At 42.0% G+C, this 21,471-nt stretch carries 18 protein-coding genes; 7 read left to right on the top strand and 11 right to left on the bottom strand.

The features are described 5' to 3' along the window. Positions 1 to 107 precede the first annotated feature (107 nt). From PDL71_RS04110 to PDL71_RS04095, 4 genes are all read right to left on the bottom strand, one after another. Complete coding sequence (locus PDL71_RS04110) at positions 108 to 2,189, bottom strand: thioredoxin domain-containing protein (RefSeq protein ID WP_407525725.1); 2,082 nt, start codon at positions 2,187 to 2,189, stop codon at positions 108 to 110. A 63-nt stretch (positions 2,190 to 2,252) separates the two neighbouring features. Then, positions 2,253 to 3,059, bottom strand: a complete 807-nt coding sequence (locus PDL71_RS04105; protein ID WP_407525722.1) for a uroporphyrinogen-III synthase — start codon at positions 3,057 to 3,059, stop codon at positions 2,253 to 2,255. Positions 3,060 to 3,075: 16 nt separating this feature from the next. Further along, positions 3,076 to 4,026: a DUF4271 domain-containing protein gene (locus PDL71_RS04100; RefSeq protein ID WP_407525720.1), complete on the bottom strand. Its 951-nt coding sequence runs from the start codon at positions 4,024 to 4,026 to the stop codon at positions 3,076 to 3,078. A gap of 9 nt (positions 4,027 to 4,035) precedes the next feature. Further along, on the bottom strand, positions 4,036 to 5,772 hold the full coding sequence (locus PDL71_RS04095; protein ID WP_407525717.1) for a BamA/TamA family outer membrane protein: 1,737 nt from the start codon (positions 5,770 to 5,772) through the stop codon (positions 4,036 to 4,038). A 176-nt stretch (positions 5,773 to 5,948) separates the two neighbouring features. Here PDL71_RS04095 and hemW point away from each other — a divergent pair, with 176 nt between their 5' ends. Next, the gene (gene hemW, locus PDL71_RS04090) at positions 5,949 to 7,079 is read left to right on the top strand and encodes a radical SAM family heme chaperone HemW (RefSeq protein ID WP_407525714.1); all 1,131 of its coding nucleotides are present in this window, start codon (positions 5,949 to 5,951) and stop codon (positions 7,077 to 7,079) included. 2 nt (positions 7,080 to 7,081) lie between these two features. On the opposite strand, the gene PDL71_RS04085 is transcribed toward hemW, so the two are convergent. Further along, positions 7,082 to 7,456, bottom strand: coding sequence for a helix-turn-helix domain-containing protein (locus tag PDL71_RS04085; protein ID WP_407525710.1), 375 nt, complete (start codon positions 7,454 to 7,456; stop codon positions 7,082 to 7,084). A 209-nt stretch (positions 7,457 to 7,665) separates the two neighbouring features. After that, on the bottom strand, positions 7,666 to 8,670 hold the full coding sequence (locus PDL71_RS04080) for an NAD(P)H-dependent glycerol-3-phosphate dehydrogenase (protein WP_407528378.1): 1,005 nt from the start codon (positions 8,668 to 8,670) through the stop codon (positions 7,666 to 7,668). Positions 8,671 to 9,899: 1,229 nt separating this feature from the next. Between PDL71_RS04080 and PDL71_RS04075 the strand changes: the two genes are divergently transcribed. The 5 genes from PDL71_RS04075 to PDL71_RS04055 all read left to right on the top strand — a co-directional run bounded on the left by PDL71_RS04075 (position 9,900) and on the right by PDL71_RS04055 (position 14,333). After that, positions 9,900 to 10,616, top strand: a complete 717-nt coding sequence (locus tag PDL71_RS04075) for a serine protease (RefSeq protein ID WP_407525708.1) — start codon at positions 9,900 to 9,902, stop codon at positions 10,614 to 10,616. Positions 10,617 to 10,726: 110 nt separating this feature from the next. Continuing rightward, a complete protein-coding gene (locus PDL71_RS04070; protein ID WP_407525706.1) occupies positions 10,727 to 11,605 on the top strand; it encodes an SMODS domain-containing nucleotidyltransferase in 879 nt (292 codons plus the stop codon). Continuing rightward, positions 11,602 to 12,504 carry an S-4TM family putative pore-forming effector gene (locus PDL71_RS04065; protein WP_407525703.1) on the top strand — a complete coding sequence of 301 codons (903 nt, stop codon included), beginning with the start codon at positions 11,602 to 11,604 and terminating at the stop codon, positions 12,502 to 12,504. Before PDL71_RS04070 ends, PDL71_RS04065 begins: the two co-directional genes overlap by 4 nt. 196 nt (positions 12,505 to 12,700) lie before the next feature. Then, on the top strand, positions 12,701 to 12,997 hold the full coding sequence (locus PDL71_RS04060; RefSeq protein WP_407525700.1) for an HNH endonuclease: 297 nt from the start codon (positions 12,701 to 12,703) through the stop codon (positions 12,995 to 12,997). A gap of 343 nt (positions 12,998 to 13,340) precedes the next feature. Next, positions 13,341 to 14,333: a carboxylesterase family protein gene (locus PDL71_RS04055; RefSeq protein ID WP_407525697.1), complete on the top strand. Its 993-nt coding sequence runs from the start codon at positions 13,341 to 13,343 to the stop codon at positions 14,331 to 14,333. Between the two features lie 230 nt (positions 14,334 to 14,563). On the opposite strand, the gene PDL71_RS04050 is transcribed toward PDL71_RS04055, so the two are convergent. Then, positions 14,564 to 14,872: an RNA recognition motif domain-containing protein gene (locus PDL71_RS04050; RefSeq protein ID WP_407525694.1), complete on the bottom strand. Its 309-nt coding sequence runs from the start codon at positions 14,870 to 14,872 to the stop codon at positions 14,564 to 14,566. A gap of 275 nt (positions 14,873 to 15,147) precedes the next feature. Beyond that, positions 15,148 to 15,396, bottom strand: a complete 249-nt coding sequence (locus tag PDL71_RS04045; RefSeq protein WP_407525691.1) for a hypothetical protein — start codon at positions 15,394 to 15,396, stop codon at positions 15,148 to 15,150. Positions 15,397 to 15,887: 491 nt separating this feature from the next. On the opposite strand from PDL71_RS04045, the gene PDL71_RS04040 reads away from it, so the two are divergent. Next, positions 15,888 to 16,739, top strand: a complete 852-nt coding sequence (locus PDL71_RS04040) for a hypothetical protein (RefSeq protein WP_407525689.1) — start codon at positions 15,888 to 15,890, stop codon at positions 16,737 to 16,739. A 233-nt stretch (positions 16,740 to 16,972) separates the two neighbouring features. Here the strand turns inward: PDL71_RS04040 and PDL71_RS04035 are convergent, their stop codons facing one another. From PDL71_RS04035 to PDL71_RS04025, 3 genes are all read right to left on the bottom strand, one after another. Next, positions 16,973 to 18,352, bottom strand: a complete 1,380-nt coding sequence (locus PDL71_RS04035; protein WP_407525686.1) for an efflux RND transporter periplasmic adaptor subunit — start codon at positions 18,350 to 18,352, stop codon at positions 16,973 to 16,975. A gap of 44 nt (positions 18,353 to 18,396) precedes the next feature. Further along, positions 18,397 to 19,857 (bottom strand): TolC family protein, encoded by a 1,461-nt coding sequence (locus PDL71_RS04030; RefSeq protein WP_407525683.1) that lies wholly within the window; start codon positions 19,855 to 19,857, stop codon positions 18,397 to 18,399. Positions 19,858 to 20,081: 224 nt separating this feature from the next. Beyond that, positions 20,082 to 21,413 carry an APC family permease gene (locus PDL71_RS04025; protein WP_407525681.1) on the bottom strand — a complete coding sequence of 444 codons (1,332 nt, stop codon included), beginning with the start codon at positions 21,411 to 21,413 and terminating at the stop codon, positions 20,082 to 20,084. Positions 21,414 to 21,471: the final 58 nt, after the last annotated feature.

Here is a 21,471-nt window from a genome sequence, read left to right as displayed (position 1 = left end):
TCCGGAACTGATTCGGAAATCATTTCCTGAACCACAACGCAATGCTACTATTAATTTCTTTAAATACAAAATGACTTTTTTTTCTTCTACCGATAACGGCAGCCGTTTTATTTTATTGTTTTTATGCGCTCTTTTGTTAAAATATCCGTGAATTCTTCAAAATCAGCCACGGGTGCCCGGCAGGCATAGTTTTTACAGAGATAAAAACTAAGGGTTTCTACCGAGGGGTTTTTACCCTCCAGCAGCGGAAATCCGTAACTGCCGATTGCAGCCGTCTGCATAATTTTATTAGGCAGGTATAATTCATTCAACTGATCTCTTCCTGTTTCAAAACCTTTACCCACTACAGCAATTTCCAGGTAGCCCTGTACCAGGTTTGTAAGATGTATGAGCCAACCACCAAAAGATAAAGGATAACGAACCACTGCCTGCTGCAACGCACCGAGCATCCGGATGCTTTGCTGCTGCCATTCCTGTTCGTCAAATATCAAACCGAGATAATAAAGGTTCTGAGCCATTACACTATTGCCCGAAGGAGTGGCGCCGTCATACACTTCTTTTTTTCGAACGAGAATATTACTTTCTCCCTCAGGGGTAAAAAAGAAAAAACCAGACTCCTTTTCAACAAAACGGTCAAGCACTGTCTGCGTTAATTCCTTTGCTTTTATAAGATAAGCGGTATCAGAACTGATTTCCTGCAGACTGATTAAAGCCTGTATGAGATAAGCATAATCATCCAGGAAAGCCGTGTACTTAGCTGTGCCGTTTTTCCATGTGTGTAACAAACCTGCATCTCCTTCTGTTGCAAAAGCATGAAGCAGAAACTCTATGTTCGCTATTGCTTTGGCCCGATAAGATGCATTTCCGGTAGCCATAAAAGCTTTGCTGTAAGCCTGGTTCATTAATGCATTCCAGCCCAATAAAATTTTATCATCCAGTAAAGGGCGGATTCTTTTGAAACGTTCCGCCAGTAATTTATTTTTTCCTGAAAGAGCCAGTTGCTCAGTTGCTTCTACGGAAAGCTGATGGGACTTTGCAAATGATTCTATGGTTTGCAATAAGCGTGGAATACTTACATGCTCCCAGTTACCTTCATCTGTAATATCATACAACCTGCAGAACAACTCAGCATCACTGCCAAGGATGGCATCAACTTCCTGTTTACTCCAGGTATAATATTTTCCTTCTACCCCTTCACTGTCAGCATCCAGCGCCGCATAAAAACCTCCTTCCGGAGAAGTCATTTCCCGTTCAATAAAAGCAAGCGTTTCCTCAATTGTTTTTTTATAAAGAGAGCGACCTGTTAATTGATACGCTTCACTTAAAGCAATTACCAGTAACGCATTATCATAGAGCATTTTTTCAAAATGTGGTGCCAGCCACTCTGCATCGGTACTGTAACGGGCAAAGCCACCACCGATATGATCGTAAATGCCTCCCATGATCATTTTATCCAAACACAAACAGGCCTGCTCCAAAGCAGCTTCCTTTTTTGTAAAGTGATAGTACTGCAGTAAAAAACGAATGGCAAATGTTTGGGGAAACTTGGGTGCCCGGCCAAAACCACCCCATTCTGTATCGGCCTGTTTCATCAGTGCCTCATAAGCCTCATGAACCTGTAGCATTGTAAACAGTTCTTCAACAGGAATATCTATCTGCAACACTTTATCCATACCAAATGAATTGGCGTTTTGCAGATGAGCTGTTAACTGCATGGCCTGTTCTTCAATTTCATCTCTCCTGCTTTTATATCCTTCAGCCACACCATGCAACACTTCTTTCCAACTGGCACGGTTATAAGCACGCACCGGCGGAAAGTAAGTACCGCCATAAAAAGGTTTTAAATCCGGTGTAAGAAAAACATTGAGCGGCCAGCCTCCGCTACCGGTCATCGCCTGTACCGCATCCATGTAAATATGATCCAGGTCGGGGCGTTCTTCCCGGTCAATTTTGATATTGATGAAATGCCGGTTCATAACCGCAGCAGTGGCTTCATCTTCAAAACTCTCCCGCTCCATTACATGACACCAATGACAGGAAGAATAACCGATGCTCACCAGTATAGGTTTGTCCTCTGCTTTGGCACGCTGCAGGGCTTCTTCTCCCCACGGGTACCAATCAACCGGGTTGTGCTGATGCTGTAATAAATAAGGACTGGTTTCAGCGGCTAATCTGTTGGTAGCACTCATAACATAAAGGTATGTATGCAGCTAACTGCAAAACCACAGAGATTGTTTGTTTACAAAGAAATTTTATTTGGTATGTGCTGCCAAAAAACGATCCAATGCCGATACCATGCTGGGCGATTGCGGCTCCGGTGCTTTGATCTGGAGTTTTAAACCGGCATCTTCCACCGCTTTAAAAGTGTTGGCACCAAAGGCACCGATAAAGGTTCCGTTTTGTTTGTACTTGGGTAAATTTTCAAGCAGACTTTTTACACCGCTGGGAGTAAAGAAACAGATGATGTCGTAGTTGCCGTTGGTCACCAGGTCTTTGATATCATTGCTCACCGTTCGGTACAGGATGGGTGTTGCAAATTCACAGTTATGATTCCGTAACCAACCCGTTATTTCATTATCCAGGTTTTCGCTGCAGGGATAGAGAAAGCGTTCGTTGCTCTTGTGTTTGTTGATTACATCAAACAAACTTTTATTGGTACCATCGGCTCCGTAAAACACTTTACGTTTACGGTAGAGAATAAATTTCTGCAGATAGAGGGCTACCGCTTCGGTAATGCAGAAATATTTTGTGTCCTGCGAAATGGTAATACGCATCTCTTCGCAGGTGCGGAAGAAATGATCAATGGCATTACGGCTGGTGAATATAACGGCTGAATAAGAAGGAATATCAATCTTTTGTTTCCGGAATTCTTTAGAAGGAATGCCTTCAATACGGATAAAGGGCTGAAACACAAGATTTACATTGTATTTCCTTGCTAAATCAAAATATGGTGACTTCTCAGAATCAGGCTTGGGTTGAGTAATAAGTATGTTCTGGATGCCTTTAGTGGAAGTTTGCTGCCCTTTTTTATCCATACCTGGTCTGGAAAATTTTGGCAAATGTAAGCACATTGTTTCAGAAATAGAGCACCAAAACTTTGTAAATCAGCAATAAGGGAGCAATTTCCACCGCCAGGAAAAAAACAAAAAAATGGAGGCGTTCCAGCTTTATTTCAGCATAAACCGGTTGATAAGCCCTTAAAAAACGGTACAAAAACAGGCCCGATACGAGGATCAATGATATGTTCACTGCCATATCAGCCAGGTAAGTTGGAGCAAAAGCGATGAGAATGATAAAAGGCAGAATGGCAATACCCGCCACCTTATTAATGAGAAAAACAATAAACGTATAGGTTTCTGCTGCTGTTTTCATACTGAACAGCCAGCCGCTGAGTTGTAAAAAAAGATATTTGCCTAGGTACAGTAACATGAGCACGGCAGTGCCTGTTAAGGGCAATAACCATTCACTGATGCCGATATCACTTTTATAATGTTTGAGTAATAAAAAAAGATAGATGCCAAAGGCTACAGCAAAAAATACGTTGAACAAAAGCGATTGCAGTCCGCTTTGTACCAATTGTTCCCGGATTTGATTCACCCGTAAAGAGGTGCGGAAAAAGAAACGAAACAGATCTTTAAAATAACGGGCATAGGTTAACCGCAATGCACCAAACAAAAGCAATACACCAAGTAAATAATAGAAAAGCCAATCCTTGCCCGCAACTGCTTTAGGCTCCTGAATCAAAAACTCAGCTTTGGATTGCAGGTTCAGCCCTTTGAGTTTAGAAAGAACAGCCACCTGTGCACGTTCATAAGAAACTACTGTTACAGGAGCAATTGTAACAACAGGTATTGTATCAGCCACTTGTTGCGTGGTATCTGTTACGGGACGCAATGTGTCTTGTGCACCAGCAACAATACCCATCAGGCAACAAACAATGAAAATGAAGAAACGAATCATGAATGATGCAAAAGTAAGTGATGCTTTACTGCAAAAATGCCATCCATCAACAATAAAAAACAACATTCTCTTTCGTTAGAAAAAGTTTACATAACCGAAATGAATTTTCGATTGACGCAGATTCAACGGCACATCATTACGTTTACCGGCAGCAAACGTGATATTAAAAATACCGGCCTTGGTTTCAATAGCCATACCAAGCCCCGCACCAATAAACTGATTGGAGGTATTGGCAAACTGACTTTTATTGATACTCCAGCCTGCATCAGTAAACGCATAGAGATAACTGTTTAACCCGATGAGCAAACGATACTCCATGGTGGCAACTGCATAGGCATTGGCAAAAATGCTTTCTTCATCAAACCCACGCAGCAGTTTAAACCCTCCTACCTGGAACAACTCATTACGGAATAACTGCGGGCTCTGTACCCAACCGCCGTTCAATGCTGTTTTTAAAACCGTTTGCTTTCCTGTTTTAAAATAACGGGCTGCAGCTACTTTTACCCGGAAAGTATAAGCTCTCGTTTGCACCGAATCATACAAAGCATTGTAATTGAAATTGGGATCAGCCGGGTTTTTGATGGATGTAATGGAGTTATTGGCACGGATGCGTCTGATACCTGCAGTGCCGGTTAAACGCAGGTCATAACCTTTACGAGGATTAAAACGGTAATCTGTATTGAACCATTCATAATCCACACCAATATTTGTAGTGGTTTGATCAATCTGGTCGGGCAAACGTTTACTCAGACGTATGGCCAGCGTATCAATGTTGCTGAGGTTAGTGATGAACTGTTGTAAAAAAACTTTACCGCTACGGTTACCGCCAAAAGAATATTGCATACCCACCTGCAAGGTAATGTTGAGAAAGCTGCTGTCTTTCTTAAACCCATCAAAGGAAAAATCTGCACCAAATGCAGAGCCAAACAAAAACGGTTGCTGGTAAGCTAATTGCAAACGGGGCGATTGCACCTGTATCTGCTGAAACAAAATACTGAGCGACTCCCCTAACCCAAACCCGTTTTTTAAGTTGAGATTAAAATCACCTGTTACCAGTAATTTATTACCACCCAGCTGATCATTGCTGGGCAAAAAGCCAATGATACCATTGATCTGGCTGTTCTTTTTTTCCTTGAGGTATAAGTTGAGAATAGAACCCGTACCCAGCAGGTTCATATTCCAGGTGCGTTCTTCCACGAGATAAGGCAACTGGCGCAGACGTTGACTGATGTTCATGAGCTTTTGTTTCTCATAAAGATCACCGTTATAGATTTCCAGGTAACGTTGCAGAAAGCGGTTGCTGATTTTAGCATCGCCGTAAATCCTGATGCTGTCAATTTTATACAAAGGACCTTTGTTGATTTTAAGCGATGCGGTAATTCCTTCATCAGCCAGTACAAAACTATCTAAGTACACTTTGGCAAAGGGATAACCATTATTTTCCAAACGGTTGAGCAAACGCTCCTGCACCAGCTGAATGTTTTTGATATCAGCTACCTGGTTCACAAAGTTTTTCTCCCGGTAGCCGGCAGCATTCAACCAATCTGCAGGAATGGAATCTGTTTTTAAACGGTTCCATTTGAGAAGACGGCCGGTGTACAACCAAACTGTTGCACTTAATGAATCAACGGCAACACTATCAACTGATGCCGCCATGAAACCTTTTTTCTGCAGGAGTTGCGGCAGTTGAAAAATGTACTCAGTACAGGCTGACTTACCTGAAAATTCTTTTTGTAAACCCAGCAGGGAAAGATCAGCAGTACTGTCAACCTGGCGGTATTGCAGGAGGTATTTGTTTTGTGCTGCTGCCATGCTACCCGTGAGTACACAGAACATCATGAACCACCAAGGCAGTAACCGAATCTTTATTTGGAGCACAAAAAGGTACATTTGCAGTTTCTAAATTAAGTTTTGGCAGGCATATACATTCATATTCCTTTTTGCAGGCAGGTTTACCTGCTGAAAGAAACAAAAGCGTTCTTGTAACTGTGGCAGGTATCTATATTCATATTCCGTTCTGCAGGCAGGCCTGTAACTATTGTAATTTTCATTTCAGTACCAGCCTGCGGTATAAAAACGAATTCATTGCCGCTTTATTGAAAGAACTGCAATTACAGCATCAAAATAATTACCTGAACGGTGCGGCAATTGATACCGTTTATTTCGGCGGCGGTACGCCCAGCCTGCTTTCGGCAGAAGAATTAAAGAGCATTCTCCAAACATTGTGGCAGTATTTTACACCGGCAGCAACCGTTGAAATGACGCTGGAAGCAAACCCCGATGATGTTACAGAAGAACTGCTGCAGCAGTGGAAAGAATCCGGCATCAACCGGCTCAGCATCGGCATTCAATCATTGTTTGATGAAGACCTGCAGTGGATGAACCGTGCCCATACTGCTGCACAGGCACAAACGGTGATTGCAAAAGCAAGGGCCGCCGGCTTTGAACATTTTACCATTGATCTTATTTACGGCATTCCCGGTCTTACCGATGAACGCTGGCAATACAATATGGATTGGGCACTGGCGCAGGGCATCAACCATATTTCCTGTTATGCATTAACGGTAGAACCCAAAACACCATTGGATAAACTCATACGTCAGCATCAAAAACAGGACACCGATACAGCACAGCAAAGCAGGCAGTTTCTGCAGCTCATGCACACTATGAAGGCAGCGGGTTTTGAACATTATGAAATTTCCAATTTTGCCAAACCCGGGCACCGCAGCAAACACAACAGCAGCTACTGGCAGGGCATTCCTTATTTGGGGTTAGGCCCCTCCGCCCATTCTTTTAACGGCAGCAGCCGGCAATGGAACGTAAGCAACAATCAACAATACATTGCGGCTTTAGAGCAGGATCAAATTCCTTTTGAAACAGAAACACTCACGCCCACGCAACAACTCAATGAGTACATTATGACTTCACTGCGTTTGCTGGAAGGTTGTAACCTGGAACTGGTGGCACAGCAATTTGGTGCCGATAAAAAACAAAGTTTAGTAAATCAATCGGAGCGTTTTGTACACCTGCAATGGATGCAGCATCAAAACAATCACCTCGTACTTACACAGGAAGGAAAACTTTTTGCCGATGGTATTGCGGCTGATCTGTTTTTCTGAAATCAGAGTTCAATATGAGAGAGGATATTATCCGCCGCCTGTATTTCGTACATGAGGATGGGGTATAACTCGTGCCGGTCTACCTGTATCTGGCTTATTTTTTCACGCAGGGCATCCAGGTTCATTAAGATCGTTTCCTTAGTAATGCTTTGTGCATGGAGAGAAAGCGGTTTGTGTACTTCAAAATCACCCCGCAGCAATTCAAGCGGCGATACCTCTAATGCAGCACTGATCTGTTTTACATGGTTGATGGTAAGCTGGGTGATGTTATTTTCAATCTTACTGTAAGCATTTTGCGACATTCCTATGTGGCGGGCTACTTCTTCCTGGGTAAGTTTTTTCTGTTCCCGGATTTTTTTAATGAGGGTTCCTGGCATACAATAGTTGGTTTGGTGTAACGGAACGGGGCTGTATGTTTTACTGTGGCTTACTGCGACTGCTCAGTAAGTGGTGCACAATGCCCACTGCCAGCATAAGCAGTAAGAGATAAGGAGCAAAACCGGTAAATGATACAGGCATAATTTCTTTTTGTAAAGGTACGAAGCTTTGCCCCGCTCTTTAATTGCAGTAAAAAATATTAACAGTTTTAAATCATGGTTTCTTCTACCTGGCTGAACCCTTCCTGCGGTGAAAGACCTTCCCACAAAATGCGGTACACCATAGTGGCAATGGGAATATCTGCTTTTACTTCCTGGTTAATAAGGTAGAGACTGCGGCTGGCATTATAACCTTCGGCCACCATATTCATTTCCAGTTGTGCTGTTTGCACACTGTAGCCTTTACCGATCATAGTACCAAAGCGACGGTTACGGCTGTAAGGTGAGTAACAGGTTACCAGCAAATCGCCCAGGTACACACTGGCGGCATAGTTAGCACTCTTGCGCAACGGATTTTTAATGAGCTGCACGCCCGGTATGGGTTCTTTGTGCACCCCCACTTCAATATTGCGGATACCCACTTTGCGGAGGAACACAGCCATTTCATCTGCCGCATTGGCAATGAGTACACTTAAAAAGTTATCACCGTAATCCAGCCCGTTGGCAATACCGCTGGCGAGAGCGTAAATGTTTTTTAAGATGGCGGCAAACTGTACACCGTACACATCCGTATTAGTAACTGTGTTGATATAATGATTGCTGAAGAGGTCTGCAATTTCCTGCGCTTTTTCTTCCTGCAAACCGGTGAAGGTGAGGTAAGATAATTTCTCTGCTGCTACTTCCTCTGCATGACAGGGACCCATGATGGTGTAATAATCATTGGCATCAAAACCGAACTCCTGTTTGAGGTAATCATTGAGCAGGATGTTTTTACCGGGGATGAGGCCTTTGATGGCCGAGATCACTTTTTTACCGTTGAAAATATCTTTGGGTAAAGGGCTGAGTGTTGACTCCAGGTAGGCAGAAGGCACGGCCATCACAATATACTCCGCACTGCGGATGGCAGCTTCCAGTTCTGTGGTGAGCTCCAGCAGTTCTGTTTGAAAGGCAGCAGAACGCAGGTAAGCCGGGTTGTGTTTGTGCCGGCGCAGGTGATCGGCTATCTGCCGGTGGCGTACATACCAGCAGAGCGGATGCCCGTTATCGTTTAAAATTTTTACCAGTGCCGTTGCAAAACTGCCGCTGCCGATGACTGCTATAGAAGATTGCTGTTCCAGTTGATCTTGGTTTTAAATTCAGAGCGACTAATATACTACTTAAAGAAATATGCGGATGAAAAGGTGGGCCCGCCGTCTTTCCAGAAACGGAAGTGTTTGCATGCACTCCCCATGCTCTCTGTATGCTCTCTCCATGCTCTCTCTATGCCTGTACTATGCAGGTGCCGGGGTACTGTAAGGGCACGGAACGGAACAAAACGGCACCAAAGGGAACAGAACGGAACCAAACGGCATGCAACGGCACCAAACGGCACGTAACTGCACACATTATGGAACTATGGTGGAAGGGATGTGGAAGTAAACAGGAAGCATGTTGAGCCTATGCAGGAAGGTATTCGTTTGAACATGGCTGTGTGCAAACGTTGGGAGATAGCCCCACGTCGTCGTACCTCCTCCCCGCTATGACGTGCAAGGTTTGAGCTTTGATACTTTATTCAACGGATGAACATGAAACAGGAACGTCATTGCGAGGAGCTTCATGGCCGGGTGCTTAGCCAGCGACGTGGCAATCTTACGCTACGGAGAAAGGATTTGTTTGAACATGGCTGTGTGCAAACGTTTGGAGATAGCCACGTCGTCGTTGCTCCTCCTCGCTATGACGTGCAAGGTTTGGGCTTTGATACTTTACTCAACGGATGCACATGAAACAGGAACGTCATTGCGAGGCTTTCAAGGGCCATGTGTGTAAGGTAAAGTCGTGGCAATCTCCTGCTACGAAGAAAAGATTTGTTTGAAGAGGACTGTGTGCAAAGACAGCGCCATACCGGAAGCGTTTACAACTAAAAGCTATATTACAAAAACGGAACCTGTTTTATTTGAAAAATTAAAAGCCGTGTTTTATTTTTAAACCACTGCAGTATGCCCACAAGGGCCGGGACACCGAAAGACTAACTGTGAAGATGCCAACTCCTGCATGACTGCTGTTAAAGCCGATCTTTTTAAGGACTGTTAGATTGCCGGAACCCTTGTAGTAGCAATTGCCGTGTATAAGTGCTTATAAACGTTTGCACACGTATAGCAAAGATTGTATTGGCGAAACTTTAAAAAAGAAAACAATTTTTAAAAAACGACTGAAAACAAACTCGCTTTACAAAAAAACGAAATTTGAAGGGCAGCAAGAGTTTCGCAAATAAGTGAGTTGTGCGTAATTAATTAGACCCTCTAATATGGACTTTTCAAATCAATTTCAGCAAATTCAGAATTCTGTTGTGAGAATTATTTCAATAACAGGACAGACTCCAAATATTCAAATTGTATCATCTGGAAGTGGGGTACTTATCGGTGATGGAAGAAAAATTTTGACATGCTCTCATTGCGTGGTTGCAAATACTCAGACTGTTGCTGTTTTGTCTGGACAAAATAATGGACAAATAGTTACTGCAATTTTTAATGATGCTGCCGCTGATATTGCTGTACTTCAAGCCCAAAATTCAATGGGTAATGGAGTTGCCTTAGGTAATTCTGACAACTTGCGCATAGGACATGAAGCTTTTGTTGCAGGGTATCCATCATATGGCATCAACATCACGGCTTTATTTGCTCATATTGCTGGCTTTGAAACTCATAATGGAAATCAACTTTTGAAAATTGACAGTTCTGTTAATCACGGCAATTCAGGTGGACCTTTGTTTAATTCTAATGGAGAACTTGTAGCAATCGTAAATTCAAAATTTGGAAACCTGTCAACATTTTTGACACAAGTACAACAAGCAAACCCAAAAGCCGCAATGGTCATTGGTGGTATAAATCCAGTTCAAGTAATTCAACAGTTGATTGGAGAGATGAAGAAAAATCTAAACTTAGGTGTAGGGACAGCTATACCACTAAGACTTATTGCTAATTTAACTAATCATGTTGGCGACTTGTTGAATCCACCAGTTTAACTACGCACAACAGCCTTCCGAAGTGAGTTCAAAAATATTTTGACAATTTGACATGCTAAAAGGTTTGGCAGTTAAATTGCTAAATCTTTTATCTGACAAAACTTAAGCTTATGGCAAGAACTTTAGATCAGGGTTTCGATACCTTTTTATCATGGCTCGTTCCTCTCTCATCTGAACATGACAAAGCCAAATCTCATAAAGATTCGGTTAACAGTTGTATGGTAAATAATTTCAAATGCTCAAATTTTTTCGAAACAGGTTCTTTTGGAAATGGAACAGGGGTACGACATCATAGCGATACAGATTATTTTGCCGTTTGTCCTTCATCTGAATTTTGGACTGACTCAGGATATACACTTAGGAAAGTAAAGGAAGCGTTACAAAATACGTTTTGGAAAACTAAAGAAATTGAAGTCAGAAGTCCAGCAGTTAGAATACCATTTGGTAGTTATGCCTCGGAAACATTAGAAGTTACACCTGCAACGAGAAATGGGCTTGTCTCTACTCCGGTAGGAGACAAATATTCTTATGACATACCAAATAGTGACGGAGGCTGGATGCAGTCAAGCCCGGGTGCACATAATTCATATGTAAACAGAGAAAATGATAGATTGGGAGGTAAGCTAAAACCATTAATTCGATTGATTAAAGCTTGGAAATTTTATAATAATGTTCCAATTAGTTCATTCTACCTTGAACTTAGAACTACAAAATATGCGGAGGGAGAATCTTCAATCGTTTATGACATAGATGTAAAAAGAGTTATGAAAATCCTTTATGACAATGATTTACCTAGCATTCAAGACCCCATGGGTATTTCCGGATATGTTAAAGCATGCTCAACTGAGGCGAAAAGAGAAGATGCCTTGTCAAAAGTAAAAACCGGATATACAAGAGCTGAAAAAGCTGTTGAAAAAAGGGAGTCAAATGTTGACGATGCATTCTACTGGTGGAAACTTTTCTATAACAATGAATTTCCAAGTCGATGAACCAAATTTCAACAGAACAAAACAGTCAGAAGCAACTAGAAAGACTTGCTGCACAGCGAGAATTATATTCGTCTGCTAAAAAATGGCATGGATTTCAAATTATTCTTACGGTGATTGTTCCAGTAATACTAGCCGGACTTGCCTTTATGTTCAATGACTTCGCAGTTATTGCAGCAATTTTTGGTGTAGCATCATTCTTAATTGATATTTCACTCATAGAACCGGTAATAAAAAAACGGAAAACTAAGGCTGCAAAAATTCAAGAGTTATTCGACTGTGATATTTTACACCTGCCAAAATCGCCTTTAAAGACGGTTGACGATATTACAGTTGAAGAAGTACTGCTGTATTATAACGCTCACATAAAAATAGCTACCAATGTAGAGAAAATCAAAGATTGGTATTCTCCCAAAGTCTCACAACTGCCAATCAAAATTGCTCGAGTTCTTTGTCAAAGAACTAATTGTTGGTGGGATTCAAAACTCAGAGAAAGATATTCGTCTTTCCTTAAGTATGCCAGCTTAATTGTTTTCGTAATTATGATGATTGCTGGATATATTTCTAATTTATCATTAATTGAAATCACTTTAATCGCCGGTGGATTAGTTCCCTTCTTTCAGTTTTGTATAAAACAATGCAATGACAATTTAGATGCAGCCAACAGGTTAAACGAGCTTGTAAGTTATTCAAGGCAAATTTGGGATGACGCATTGGAAAATAAATATTCAGATGATTTATTAAAAGCAAACTCACGGCGTTTACAGGACGAAATCTTTGAACATAGAAGCAAAAGTCCTCTAATATTAGATTTATATTACAATTTATTTAGGGACAGTGACGAAGCATTAATGAACCGTTCTAGTGAAATATTAGTTGAAGAGGCATTGAACAGACCTTAACAGCCGCTAACAAAAGGTTTTCTTACTGATTGGTGTCCCCACCAACCAATTTTACCATAACTTAATTTTGGTTGGCGAGGGCACCAACCGATAAAACGAGGCAAATTGGCACATATCAATACAAGAACAGAACGGGAATTGACAAAACCGATCCTTCTGTTGTTATTAACTAACTGCCAAAATCAAAAGGCGGAGTATGGAAGAATTGCTTTTAATACTTATTGCAATTGCAATATTTGCTTTCAAACAGTTTGTATTTGAGCACAGACGAAAACAAAGACGTGACTATTATCGTAATGATTATTTGAAGTCCGAAGCATGGAAAAGAAAACGATACTTAGTTTTGAAACGAGACAATTGGCGTTGTGTTTACTGTGGCGGTAAAGCGACACAAGTTCATCACACTAAATATGCAAAGTATAATATTGGCAGAGAACCAATAGAATGGCTTGTATCTATTTGCAAAACCTGCCATGATAAACAACATAGTTGACGAAAAATATGCAGAACACTCAACATGCAATTTATAGCAACGCCGTTGTTGGTCGCCTGACCCATCAACAAGTACACGATAATTCATTCCCGGCAGTTTTCACCTAAAGTAGGGAGGCTTTTTTCATCAAACTACGATACATCATTTGCTGAGTTATGGGAAAAAGCCATAGATGAATAAAAGAAAAGTGCCCCGTTGCGTTTTATCACCAACAAGGGCATTAAAATATTTTCATTCAGGATTCGTTTATGCAGCAAAACAAAGCAACAAGTTCAGGAATGCAGGCAGCAATTGATTAAACCTTTTGTGATACTGCAGGTCTCAGCTTTTTAATCAATCAACTATGAAACTGCTGATTCAATTATTACTGTTGCTTACTGCTGTAAGTTCCTGCAAAAAAGATAAAACTACAGACGCAACTGTTTCTAATCCAATGTCAGTTAAAGCAGCAGCAACCTATGCTGTGGTGACAGAGCAAAATGTTAATTATTGCCAGGGGCTCAGGCATCAAACCTTAAACAGCGCTTCTTATTCCACGATGGATTTGAAATTAGACGTTTATAAACCTGCCAATAATTCGAAAAAGAAACCTGCCATTGTATTCATTCATGGAGGAGGATTTGTGGGCGGGGATAAAAGTGATGTGAACATTGTAAATCTTGCCAATTACTTTGCTGCAAGAGGATGGGTAGCTTTTTCTATCAACTACCGGTTATTGAGTGACAGAGGTACTGTGCCCGCAGCATGGATTCAATACGCACAAAGCAGCGTACCGCTTGTTGACCAGGCTCAATTCATTGCCATGTATCCTGCGCACAGAGATGCTAAGGCTGCCATGAGGTGGCTTATAACAAATGCTGACAGATATGATATAGACACCGGTTACATTACAGTGGGAGGAGGTTCAGCCGGCGCAGTTATTGCTACCACGCTGGGAATAACAACTACAACAGATTTTACTACCGAACTTTCTTTAAGTAACGATCCTTCCCTGGCAACTACCAATCTGAGCAGTAATAATTATACCGTTAAAACAATATTGGATTTCTGGGGCAGTGGTGTAGGCGTTACATCCATCAATAATGTTTATGGGTATCAACGTTTTGACCGTACAGATGCCCCCATTATGATTGCACACGGCACTGCAGATTCTACTGTAGCATATACGAATGCCATTGAATTACAGAATATCTACACATCAACAGGTGCTGCTTATAAACTATATACACTTTTAAACAGAGGGCACGGTGCCTGGGATGCGGTTGTAAATGGAAAAAAATTAGAAGAACTTTCATTTGATTTTATAGTGGAGCAACAAAAACTTATTGTAGAATAATGTAAAAACTACACCCGATCTTGCAAGCTACGCCGTTGTTGGTAGCCTGACCAATCAACAAGTACACGAAATTTCATTACCGGCGGTTCCCTCCTAAGCTCCCCGAAAAAATCGGGGCAGGCGGGAAGACAGCTATTTTCATCAAACTGCTATACCTCATTTGCTGAGCAATGGTAAACAACAAAGCCTCACCAATGGGTGAGGCTTTGTAAAAAGAGGCATGTATAAGATTAATACCTGTTTTTGTTGTAGCTGCCGCTGTTGTTATAGCCGCTGTTGCTGCGGGCCGGGCGGTCTTCCTTGGGTTTTGCTTCTGTTACCTTAATGGTGCGACCTTCTACGGTAGCGCCATCCAGTTCAGCAATTGCTTTTTTAGAAGCAGCATCATCACTCATTTCAACGAAACCGAAACCACGTGAGCGGCCGCTTTCCCTGTCTGTAATGATTTTTGCAGATGTTACTTCACCATAAGGTGTAAAAAATTCTCTTAAGTCTTCATCCTGTACGTTGAAGCTCAGATTGGAAACATAAATGTTCATGTCTAAATAATTAATAAAATGAAAAATGCTTGAGAGGCAAGAAGTAAGAAACTAACTAAGATGCAGATTGCTGAGCAGGATAATTAACGATTACTGATGCGAGACTCAAATTTACGGGTGCAAGATACCATTTCTTTTGGTAAGAGCTGTAATTATCTCTGCTGTCACCATTGCATTACCGCATGTTTGTGTTTGATACAACAACACAAACATGGCTCAGAGCAGGCGTAAGTACCGCTGCTTAAGGCAGTTAAGCTCAAAAAGAGGGTACCGTTTTACGGTAATAAACGGCTGATAGAAATCTGGCTTAAATACGGCTCCAGCAGTGTGCTGCCGGTAAATACCTGGTACTGTGTTACCCGGCGGTTGACCGTATTGCAACTCATTTCTACATAATAATCTTCCAGCCGGAATAGGAAGAGAATGCCGTTCTGCAGTTTACGTTTGGCAACGAGTACGCCGAGGTGGAGTGCTGCCTGTTGCTTTTCTGCTTCGCTTAACAGGATAAATTCAGAGAGCTTCATTGTGCCGTTGTTTTAATGTGTGAACCAATTAATAACTACTGACGCTAACGATCCTTAACTGAAATAACTACGAAACTGAATACTACTATTGATGCTGAAACTGAACGTTTACCGGCCACCTGGAAAAACGATCTGTGAGGCAGTGGGTTGCCGGTTTGTATAAGACCATATGAAGGTAGGGATTTCAACAAAAAATGAACTATTTGAAAGGAATCTTTTCTTATTGGCTGGTAGTACCATCAACGGGTTTTATGCTGACATCATTTCGGTTGGCGAGGACTCCAAGCAATAAAACAACGGAATAAAAGTAACGGAGATGCACAGGTCGGGAGACCTGCGCAAGAAAAGGGACTTGCAAGTGTTGTTGGTCAGGCGACCAACTACGGCAAAAGCGATAAAACAAGGATTCAATTATTATAACCGGTCCGAGGAAAAATTATAAAAAAGGATGATACTGAGTATTCCTTAAGTTGCAGATTAAACTGTATGGTATGAATGAGCAGCAAAAACGAATTGTAAGAAAACTCCAATGGATAACCTACCCCATGGCGGCGTTATTATTGATTGATTTTATTTTCCGGTTTGCTGATGCCGGTTACCGCAATGATAAACGCATTTATTCCGTTTTTGAAATCATCGATACCGTATTATGGATAGCTGTATTGCTGATTGCAATTTTTGTTGTGGCCGGCTTAGCACTTCAGTTCTTCACACAAAAATCATTTCAACAACAGCAGGAGCATGTTGCGGCCAAAGCAGTTGTATTGATGAAGATTGAAAAACGCAATGTGAAAGCCGTTTACCTGGTATTGCTGCTAATAACATTGGGCTTTGCAGTAGCTGCCAACCTGCTGCTTTTTAAACCAACAATCATCTGGCATGAAGATGATTTGAAAAGTATAACATCCGTACAGCTTATTGCCTTTGGTTTGTTTTACAGCATCGTTCACTTTTTTTTAATTACAATCGTTGTTCGTCTTGTAAAAGCAACACCTCCCTTGTTTACAGCTACAGAAAAAGGATTCTGGTATGAACCGGCAGGCATCAGCACCGGCTGGATTTTGTGGGAAGATGTAGAAGAGGTTCGTGAAACCGGCATCCTGTCTGGCCGTAACAGGGTCGCCAGTTCAGTACCGGCATTAGGAATTAAACTCAAATATCCGCATGACTATAATGCAGCACAGTTCACGCCGTTGTTCAGAAAGTTCATAGAGTTTGCACAACGGTTTCATAATATGCAAACAGAAGGTGTGGGAGATCTTTTGATCAACCCCTCTGACCTTGGTGATGATTATACTGCAGTAAAAGAACTGATAATAAAAAAAGTGAAGTCACAAGGATGATGTGATGGCTATGCTGTCGTTGGTCAGGCGACCAACAACGGGAAAAGGCGACCAACAACGGCAAAAGCGATAAAACAACGGAATAAAAGTAACGGATATGCACAGGTCCGGAGACCTGCGCAAGAAAGTGAGTGTTGTTGGTCAGGCGACCAACTACGGCAAGGTGACCAACAATGGCAAGACGACCAACTACGGCAAAAAAAATCCCTCCGTGGTGCGGAGGGATTGAATGATTATTTTGTGTCGTACACTTTTTCTTTTGGTACAATGAGCACTTTCATACCATCTTTCAAAAGTTTACTGATGGTATTGTAAGGAGCACTCACCACCTGGTCGCCTTCTTTTACACCACTGAGCACTTCAATGTATTCGTTATCCTGGATATCTGTACGTACCGGAACTTTTTTCACTTTTCCATCAGCACCAATGATAAACACTACTTCTTCCATCTCTTCACTCAACACAGCGTTATTGGTACTGGTTTCAATCCCCTGTGCTTTCTTTTTGTCCGCTTCTTCTTTAGCCTTGGCACCTGCTGCTTTTTCATTCTTATCACGGGTGGTGATGGCAAGAATAGGAATGGCCAATACATTTTCATGATGCTTGGTCATAATATCGGCACTGGCGCTCATACCCGGGCGAAATGGAAAACTGCGGGGCTTGGCGGGATCAATCAAATCAACATAAGAAGCAGGATCAATACGGATGTACACTTTATAATTAGTAACATCACTGGTAGTAGCGGCAGCCACCGTTTGGGCCGAAGTGCTGCTGCTGGAAATCTGTGTTACCACACCTTTAAACTTGCGGTCGTTATAAGCATCCACTTCAATAGTGGCACTGTCGCCGATATGAATTTTAGGAATATCATTCTCACCAACATCTACTCTTACTTCAATCTTGCTCAGGTCAGCAATACGCATCATTTCTGTACCGAGGCTGAACTGGTTACCGGCTACTCTTTCCCCTTTCTTTACAGCAAGCAAGGATACAATACCATCCATGGGCGAAATGATGCTGGTACGGCTGAGGTTTTTATTGGCCGCATTCAAATCAGCTCTTGCACTTTGTACCGCTGCCTTGGTACCTTTTACATTCTGACGGGCAGCACTCAAATCAGCTTTGGCAGTGAGGTATTGACTTTCTGCCTGCTCAAACTCTGCTCTTGAAATTACTTTATCATCAAATAATTTTTTCTGACGGTCGTAAGCCAGTTTGGCCTGGTTGAGTCTTGCTTCAAAAGAAGCAATACTTGCTTCAATATTACCCACCTGTGCTTCCTGCTGGTTTACCACGGAGGCACTGCGGTCACGGTTGCTGGTTAATACATCTGCAAACACACGGGCCAGCACCTGCCCTTTACGTACACTGTCGCCTTCCTGTACAAAGAGGTCGGTAATTTCTCCGCTCACATCACTGCTTACTTTACGCTCATCTTCAGGATATACTTTGCCGCTGGCACTCACTGTTTCAACAATGGTACGTTTGATGATTTTTTCAACAGCTACTTTCACGCCTTCTTCTTTACCCAGTACACCGGATTTTTTAAGCGCCACCAGTGCAACGATCAACACCAGTACCCCGCCAATGATCCACCATAATTTCTTGTTCATAAAACTCAGTTATTTAGATTGTTGTTTTTGATTGATTGAAGAACTCAGAGCCTTAAACCCTGTCCTTTGTAAAACTCCAGCACTTTCATACGGAAGACATAATCATACTGATCAGCCAGTTTCTGAAAGCGTGCTCTTATGAGATTGTTTTGATTGGTAATGTAATCAATGGTGGTCATCAAACCGGCATCATAACGCTTCTGTGCCAGGTTGAAAGTTTTCTCCGTTATCTCCAGTGTACGTTTGCTGGCATTGTAACGCTCCATGGCGTTGCGTGCCGTAACATAGGCGAGATAGATATTGTTTTTTAATGTTACCAGCGCCTGGTCACGGGTAAACTCAGCACCTTTCATGTTAAGTTCAAGTCGTTTGTAGTTAGTACGTGCCTGACCGCCATTGAAAATAGGAACACTGATCTGAATACCGATGTTCTGGCGGAAGTTCTGATCCAGTTGATTGCCCCATCCGGTCCACATTTCGCCAAATCCTTTTTTACCACGGATGATTTCAATATTGGGTTCCAGCACCGGTTGATTCACCCCGTTTACTACCACAACCTGCTGGGTAGGTACAAAACCGAGAAAATTGACGCCGTTTACTTTTATGCTGGGGTTGGCAAAGTTGGTACCCAATCCGCCAAACATATTAATGCTGGGATAAAGTGCTGCTTTGGCTGATTTGAGATTGTAACGTAAGGCTTCAATCCTGAAATCATTGGCTTTTACCTGCGGCTGACTCTGCAATGCCATCTGGTATACATTTTCCGGCAACAGATCAGCAATATTATCAACCGGGATCATTTCCACCGGCGGTTCGGCAATATCAAAAGGAGTGGCAGCATCCAGGTTAAGTGTTGCTTTTAAATTGAGCAGGTTTTGCTCAGCCGTTGTAAAAGCGTTGATATAATTGGCACTGTCCCTGGCCAGTTGTGTTTCCAGTTCCAACGCATTCAGTTCCGGTAAAGCACCTGCATCTACACGTTTGCGTGTATCTGTTAACCGGGCACGTGTAAGTTCAATGGTAGCATAAGCAATACGGGCCTGTTCTTTAGCGAGTAATACCTGCAGGTAAGTTGTGGCGACTGTAAGACCAATATCATTCTTGTTAATTTCAACATCTTTCTGAGCGGCATCTGCTAATACTTTGTTGAACAGTACCTGGTTTTTTACATTGCCAAAATTGTAAATAAGAGCATTTACATTGAGGTTGTATTGCTGGAACAAAAGCGTAGAACTCACAAAGAGGTTGGTAGTGGGATCCACTGCACGGCCAAAGTTAGTACCGGTGGAATTGGTGAAATTAGCGTTGGGATAACGGCTCATCTTACTCTGCTCATAAGTAAGCTTGGCAATACGGGCCTGTACATCGGATTGCCGGATGGAAATATTATGTTCCCAGGCATAGTCTACACATCGGCGCAAATCCCATTTTTCCTGTGCTGTAACCTGCTGAAGAAGAGCGGAAGAACTGATCAACAGTAAAATCAGCAGTTTCGTTTTTTTCATGTGTTATTTATAATTGTTTTACGGTCACAAAGTATAACGCATTAAAATGACCTTTGAGGTTAGTAAAAATCCGGTGATTCTTTTAACGGTTATATCCTGTAAGCAAAAATAGATTGATTAAGGAAGCGAATATATCTTTTTTTGACAAACGGGTGACAGAACTCCCGGGCTTTAACAGCCGGCAATACCGCATTGGTAGCTGTTCTGAAAAGAATGTTACAGGGCTACCTTGTTTTAAAACGATGGGAAAGGAAATAAATGACTACAAAAGCAGCCAGTAAGCCAAGACCCGTTAACGCTGCAGATGGGTCTGAAAGAAAGATACTGGTACCCACAAATACATAAGCACTCATAAATACAAGCGGTATCCAGGGGAAAAATTTCATTTTATAAATACCAGTTCCTTCCAGGTGTTTGGTTTTACGTCGAAACCAAAAGATGGTGGCACTGCTCAGAATCATCCCAAAACAATCCAGGAAGATGGAAAAAGTGAGGATTTTTTCAAACTGCTGGGCAAAAAACAAAATCACCATGCACACGGCAGCAAATACGGTTAATGAAAAGGTAAGTACACCGTTGCTGTTGGTTTTGGCAAATACTTTGGGCAAACCTCCATCATCACCCATGGCAAACATCACCCTTGGGTTACTCATGAGCAAACCGTTTACATAAGCCAATACGCCTAAAAACAAAAAGGCGGAGAAAACCGTGGCACCTGTTGAGCCGAATATTTTATCCATCACTACATAGGCAATTTCACGTTCGCCTTTCATCTGTTCAAAGCCGATGATCTTATAATAACTCAGGTTCACCAGCAGGTACAGAATGATGATAATGGCGATGCCGATGAAAATTCCTCTCGGAATATTTTTATTGGGTTGCTTTACTTCCTGCCCGAAGTTGATGGTTTGCTGATAACCGCCATAAGTAAAAGAAACGGCAATCAAACTCACGCCTAAACTTTTAATCCAGTCCATTGCAGATGATGAAGGCAGTGGCGGAACATCAGCAGCCGGTGCAGCCACCATCGCATATTTATCAGGAAAAAATAAAGCTGCAATCAATACAATGATCATGAGAATCTTGATGGTCATTAAAATATTCTGGGCAGTAGAACTCATCTTTAACCCACGCAGGTTAATAAGATAAAAGATGATGATAGCACCGCAACTGAGCAATGCCTTATGAATATCCGTCCATTCACCGGGAATAAGCTTGAGAATATAACCGCTGCCAATTAAAGCCACACCACTGAGACTGGCTGCATTACTCACCAGGATCAAACAATTAATGGCAAATGCAATACTGGGATGATAGGCCTGTGCAAACACTTTGTAATAACCACCGGTTACAGGAAAACGGCTCCCGATTTCGGCATAGGTTAAAGCACCGCACAAAGCAACCAATCCCCCAATGATCCACGCACTGAAATAAACAGAGGGAGCAATGGCATCTTTGGCACTGGTGGCAGCCGTACGGAAAATACCCATACCAATCACCAACCCCACCACAATCATGGTAAAAGAAAAAAGATTGAGTTTACTGTTTGTTTGCATAAGCCGATATATGCGTTGAAGATAATTGTTCTTTGGTTATCAGTAAAACACCGGGATT

Source organism: Lacibacter sp. MH-610 (genome assembly GCF_045780045.1).
Lineage (GTDB): Bacteria > Bacteroidota > Bacteroidia > Chitinophagales > Chitinophagaceae > Lacibacter.
The sequence above is the reverse complement of the archived record's forward strand: the minus strand, read 5'-3'. Positions and strand labels throughout refer to the sequence as shown.

Coding starts and splice junctions, on each gene's coding strand:
- PDL71_RS04050 (WP_407525694.1), bottom strand. CDS start 14,872: ATGAACATTTATGTTTCCAATCTGAGCTTCAACGTACAGGATGAAGAC.
- PDL71_RS04100 (WP_407525720.1), bottom strand. CDS start 4,026: ATGTTGTTTTTTATTGTTGATGGATGGCATTTTTGCAGTAAAGCATCA.
- PDL71_RS04110 (WP_407525725.1), bottom strand. CDS start 2,189: ATGAGTGCTACCAACAGATTAGCCGCTGAAACCAGTCCTTATTTATTA.
- PDL71_RS04025 (WP_407525681.1), bottom strand. CDS start 21,413: ATGCAAACAAACAGTAAACTCAATCTTTTTTCTTTTACCATGATTGTG.
- PDL71_RS04060 (WP_407525700.1), top strand. CDS start 12,701: ATGGAAGAATTGCTTTTAATACTTATTGCAATTGCAATATTTGCTTTC.
- PDL71_RS04085 (WP_407525710.1), bottom strand. CDS start 7,456: ATGCCAGGAACCCTCATTAAAAAAATCCGGGAACAGAAAAAACTTACC.
- PDL71_RS04030 (WP_407525683.1), bottom strand. CDS start 19,857: ATGAAAAAAACGAAACTGCTGATTTTACTGTTGATCAGTTCTTCCGCT.
- PDL71_RS04045 (WP_407525691.1), bottom strand. CDS start 15,396: ATGAAGCTCTCTGAATTTATCCTGTTAAGCGAAGCAGAAAAGCAACAG.
- PDL71_RS04055 (WP_407525697.1), top strand. CDS start 13,341: ATGAAACTGCTGATTCAATTATTACTGTTGCTTACTGCTGTAAGTTCC.
- PDL71_RS04070 (WP_407525706.1), top strand. CDS start 10,727: ATGGCAAGAACTTTAGATCAGGGTTTCGATACCTTTTTATCATGGCTC.
- PDL71_RS04040 (WP_407525689.1), top strand. CDS start 15,888: ATGAATGAGCAGCAAAAACGAATTGTAAGAAAACTCCAATGGATAACC.
- PDL71_RS04095 (WP_407525717.1), bottom strand. CDS start 5,772: ATGGCAGCAGCACAAAACAAATACCTCCTGCAATACCGCCAGGTTGAC.
- PDL71_RS04065 (WP_407525703.1), top strand. CDS start 11,602: ATGAACCAAATTTCAACAGAACAAAACAGTCAGAAGCAACTAGAAAGA.
- PDL71_RS04035 (WP_407525686.1), bottom strand. CDS start 18,352: ATGAACAAGAAATTATGGTGGATCATTGGCGGGGTACTGGTGTTGATC.
- PDL71_RS04075 (WP_407525708.1), top strand. CDS start 9,900: ATGGACTTTTCAAATCAATTTCAGCAAATTCAGAATTCTGTTGTGAGA.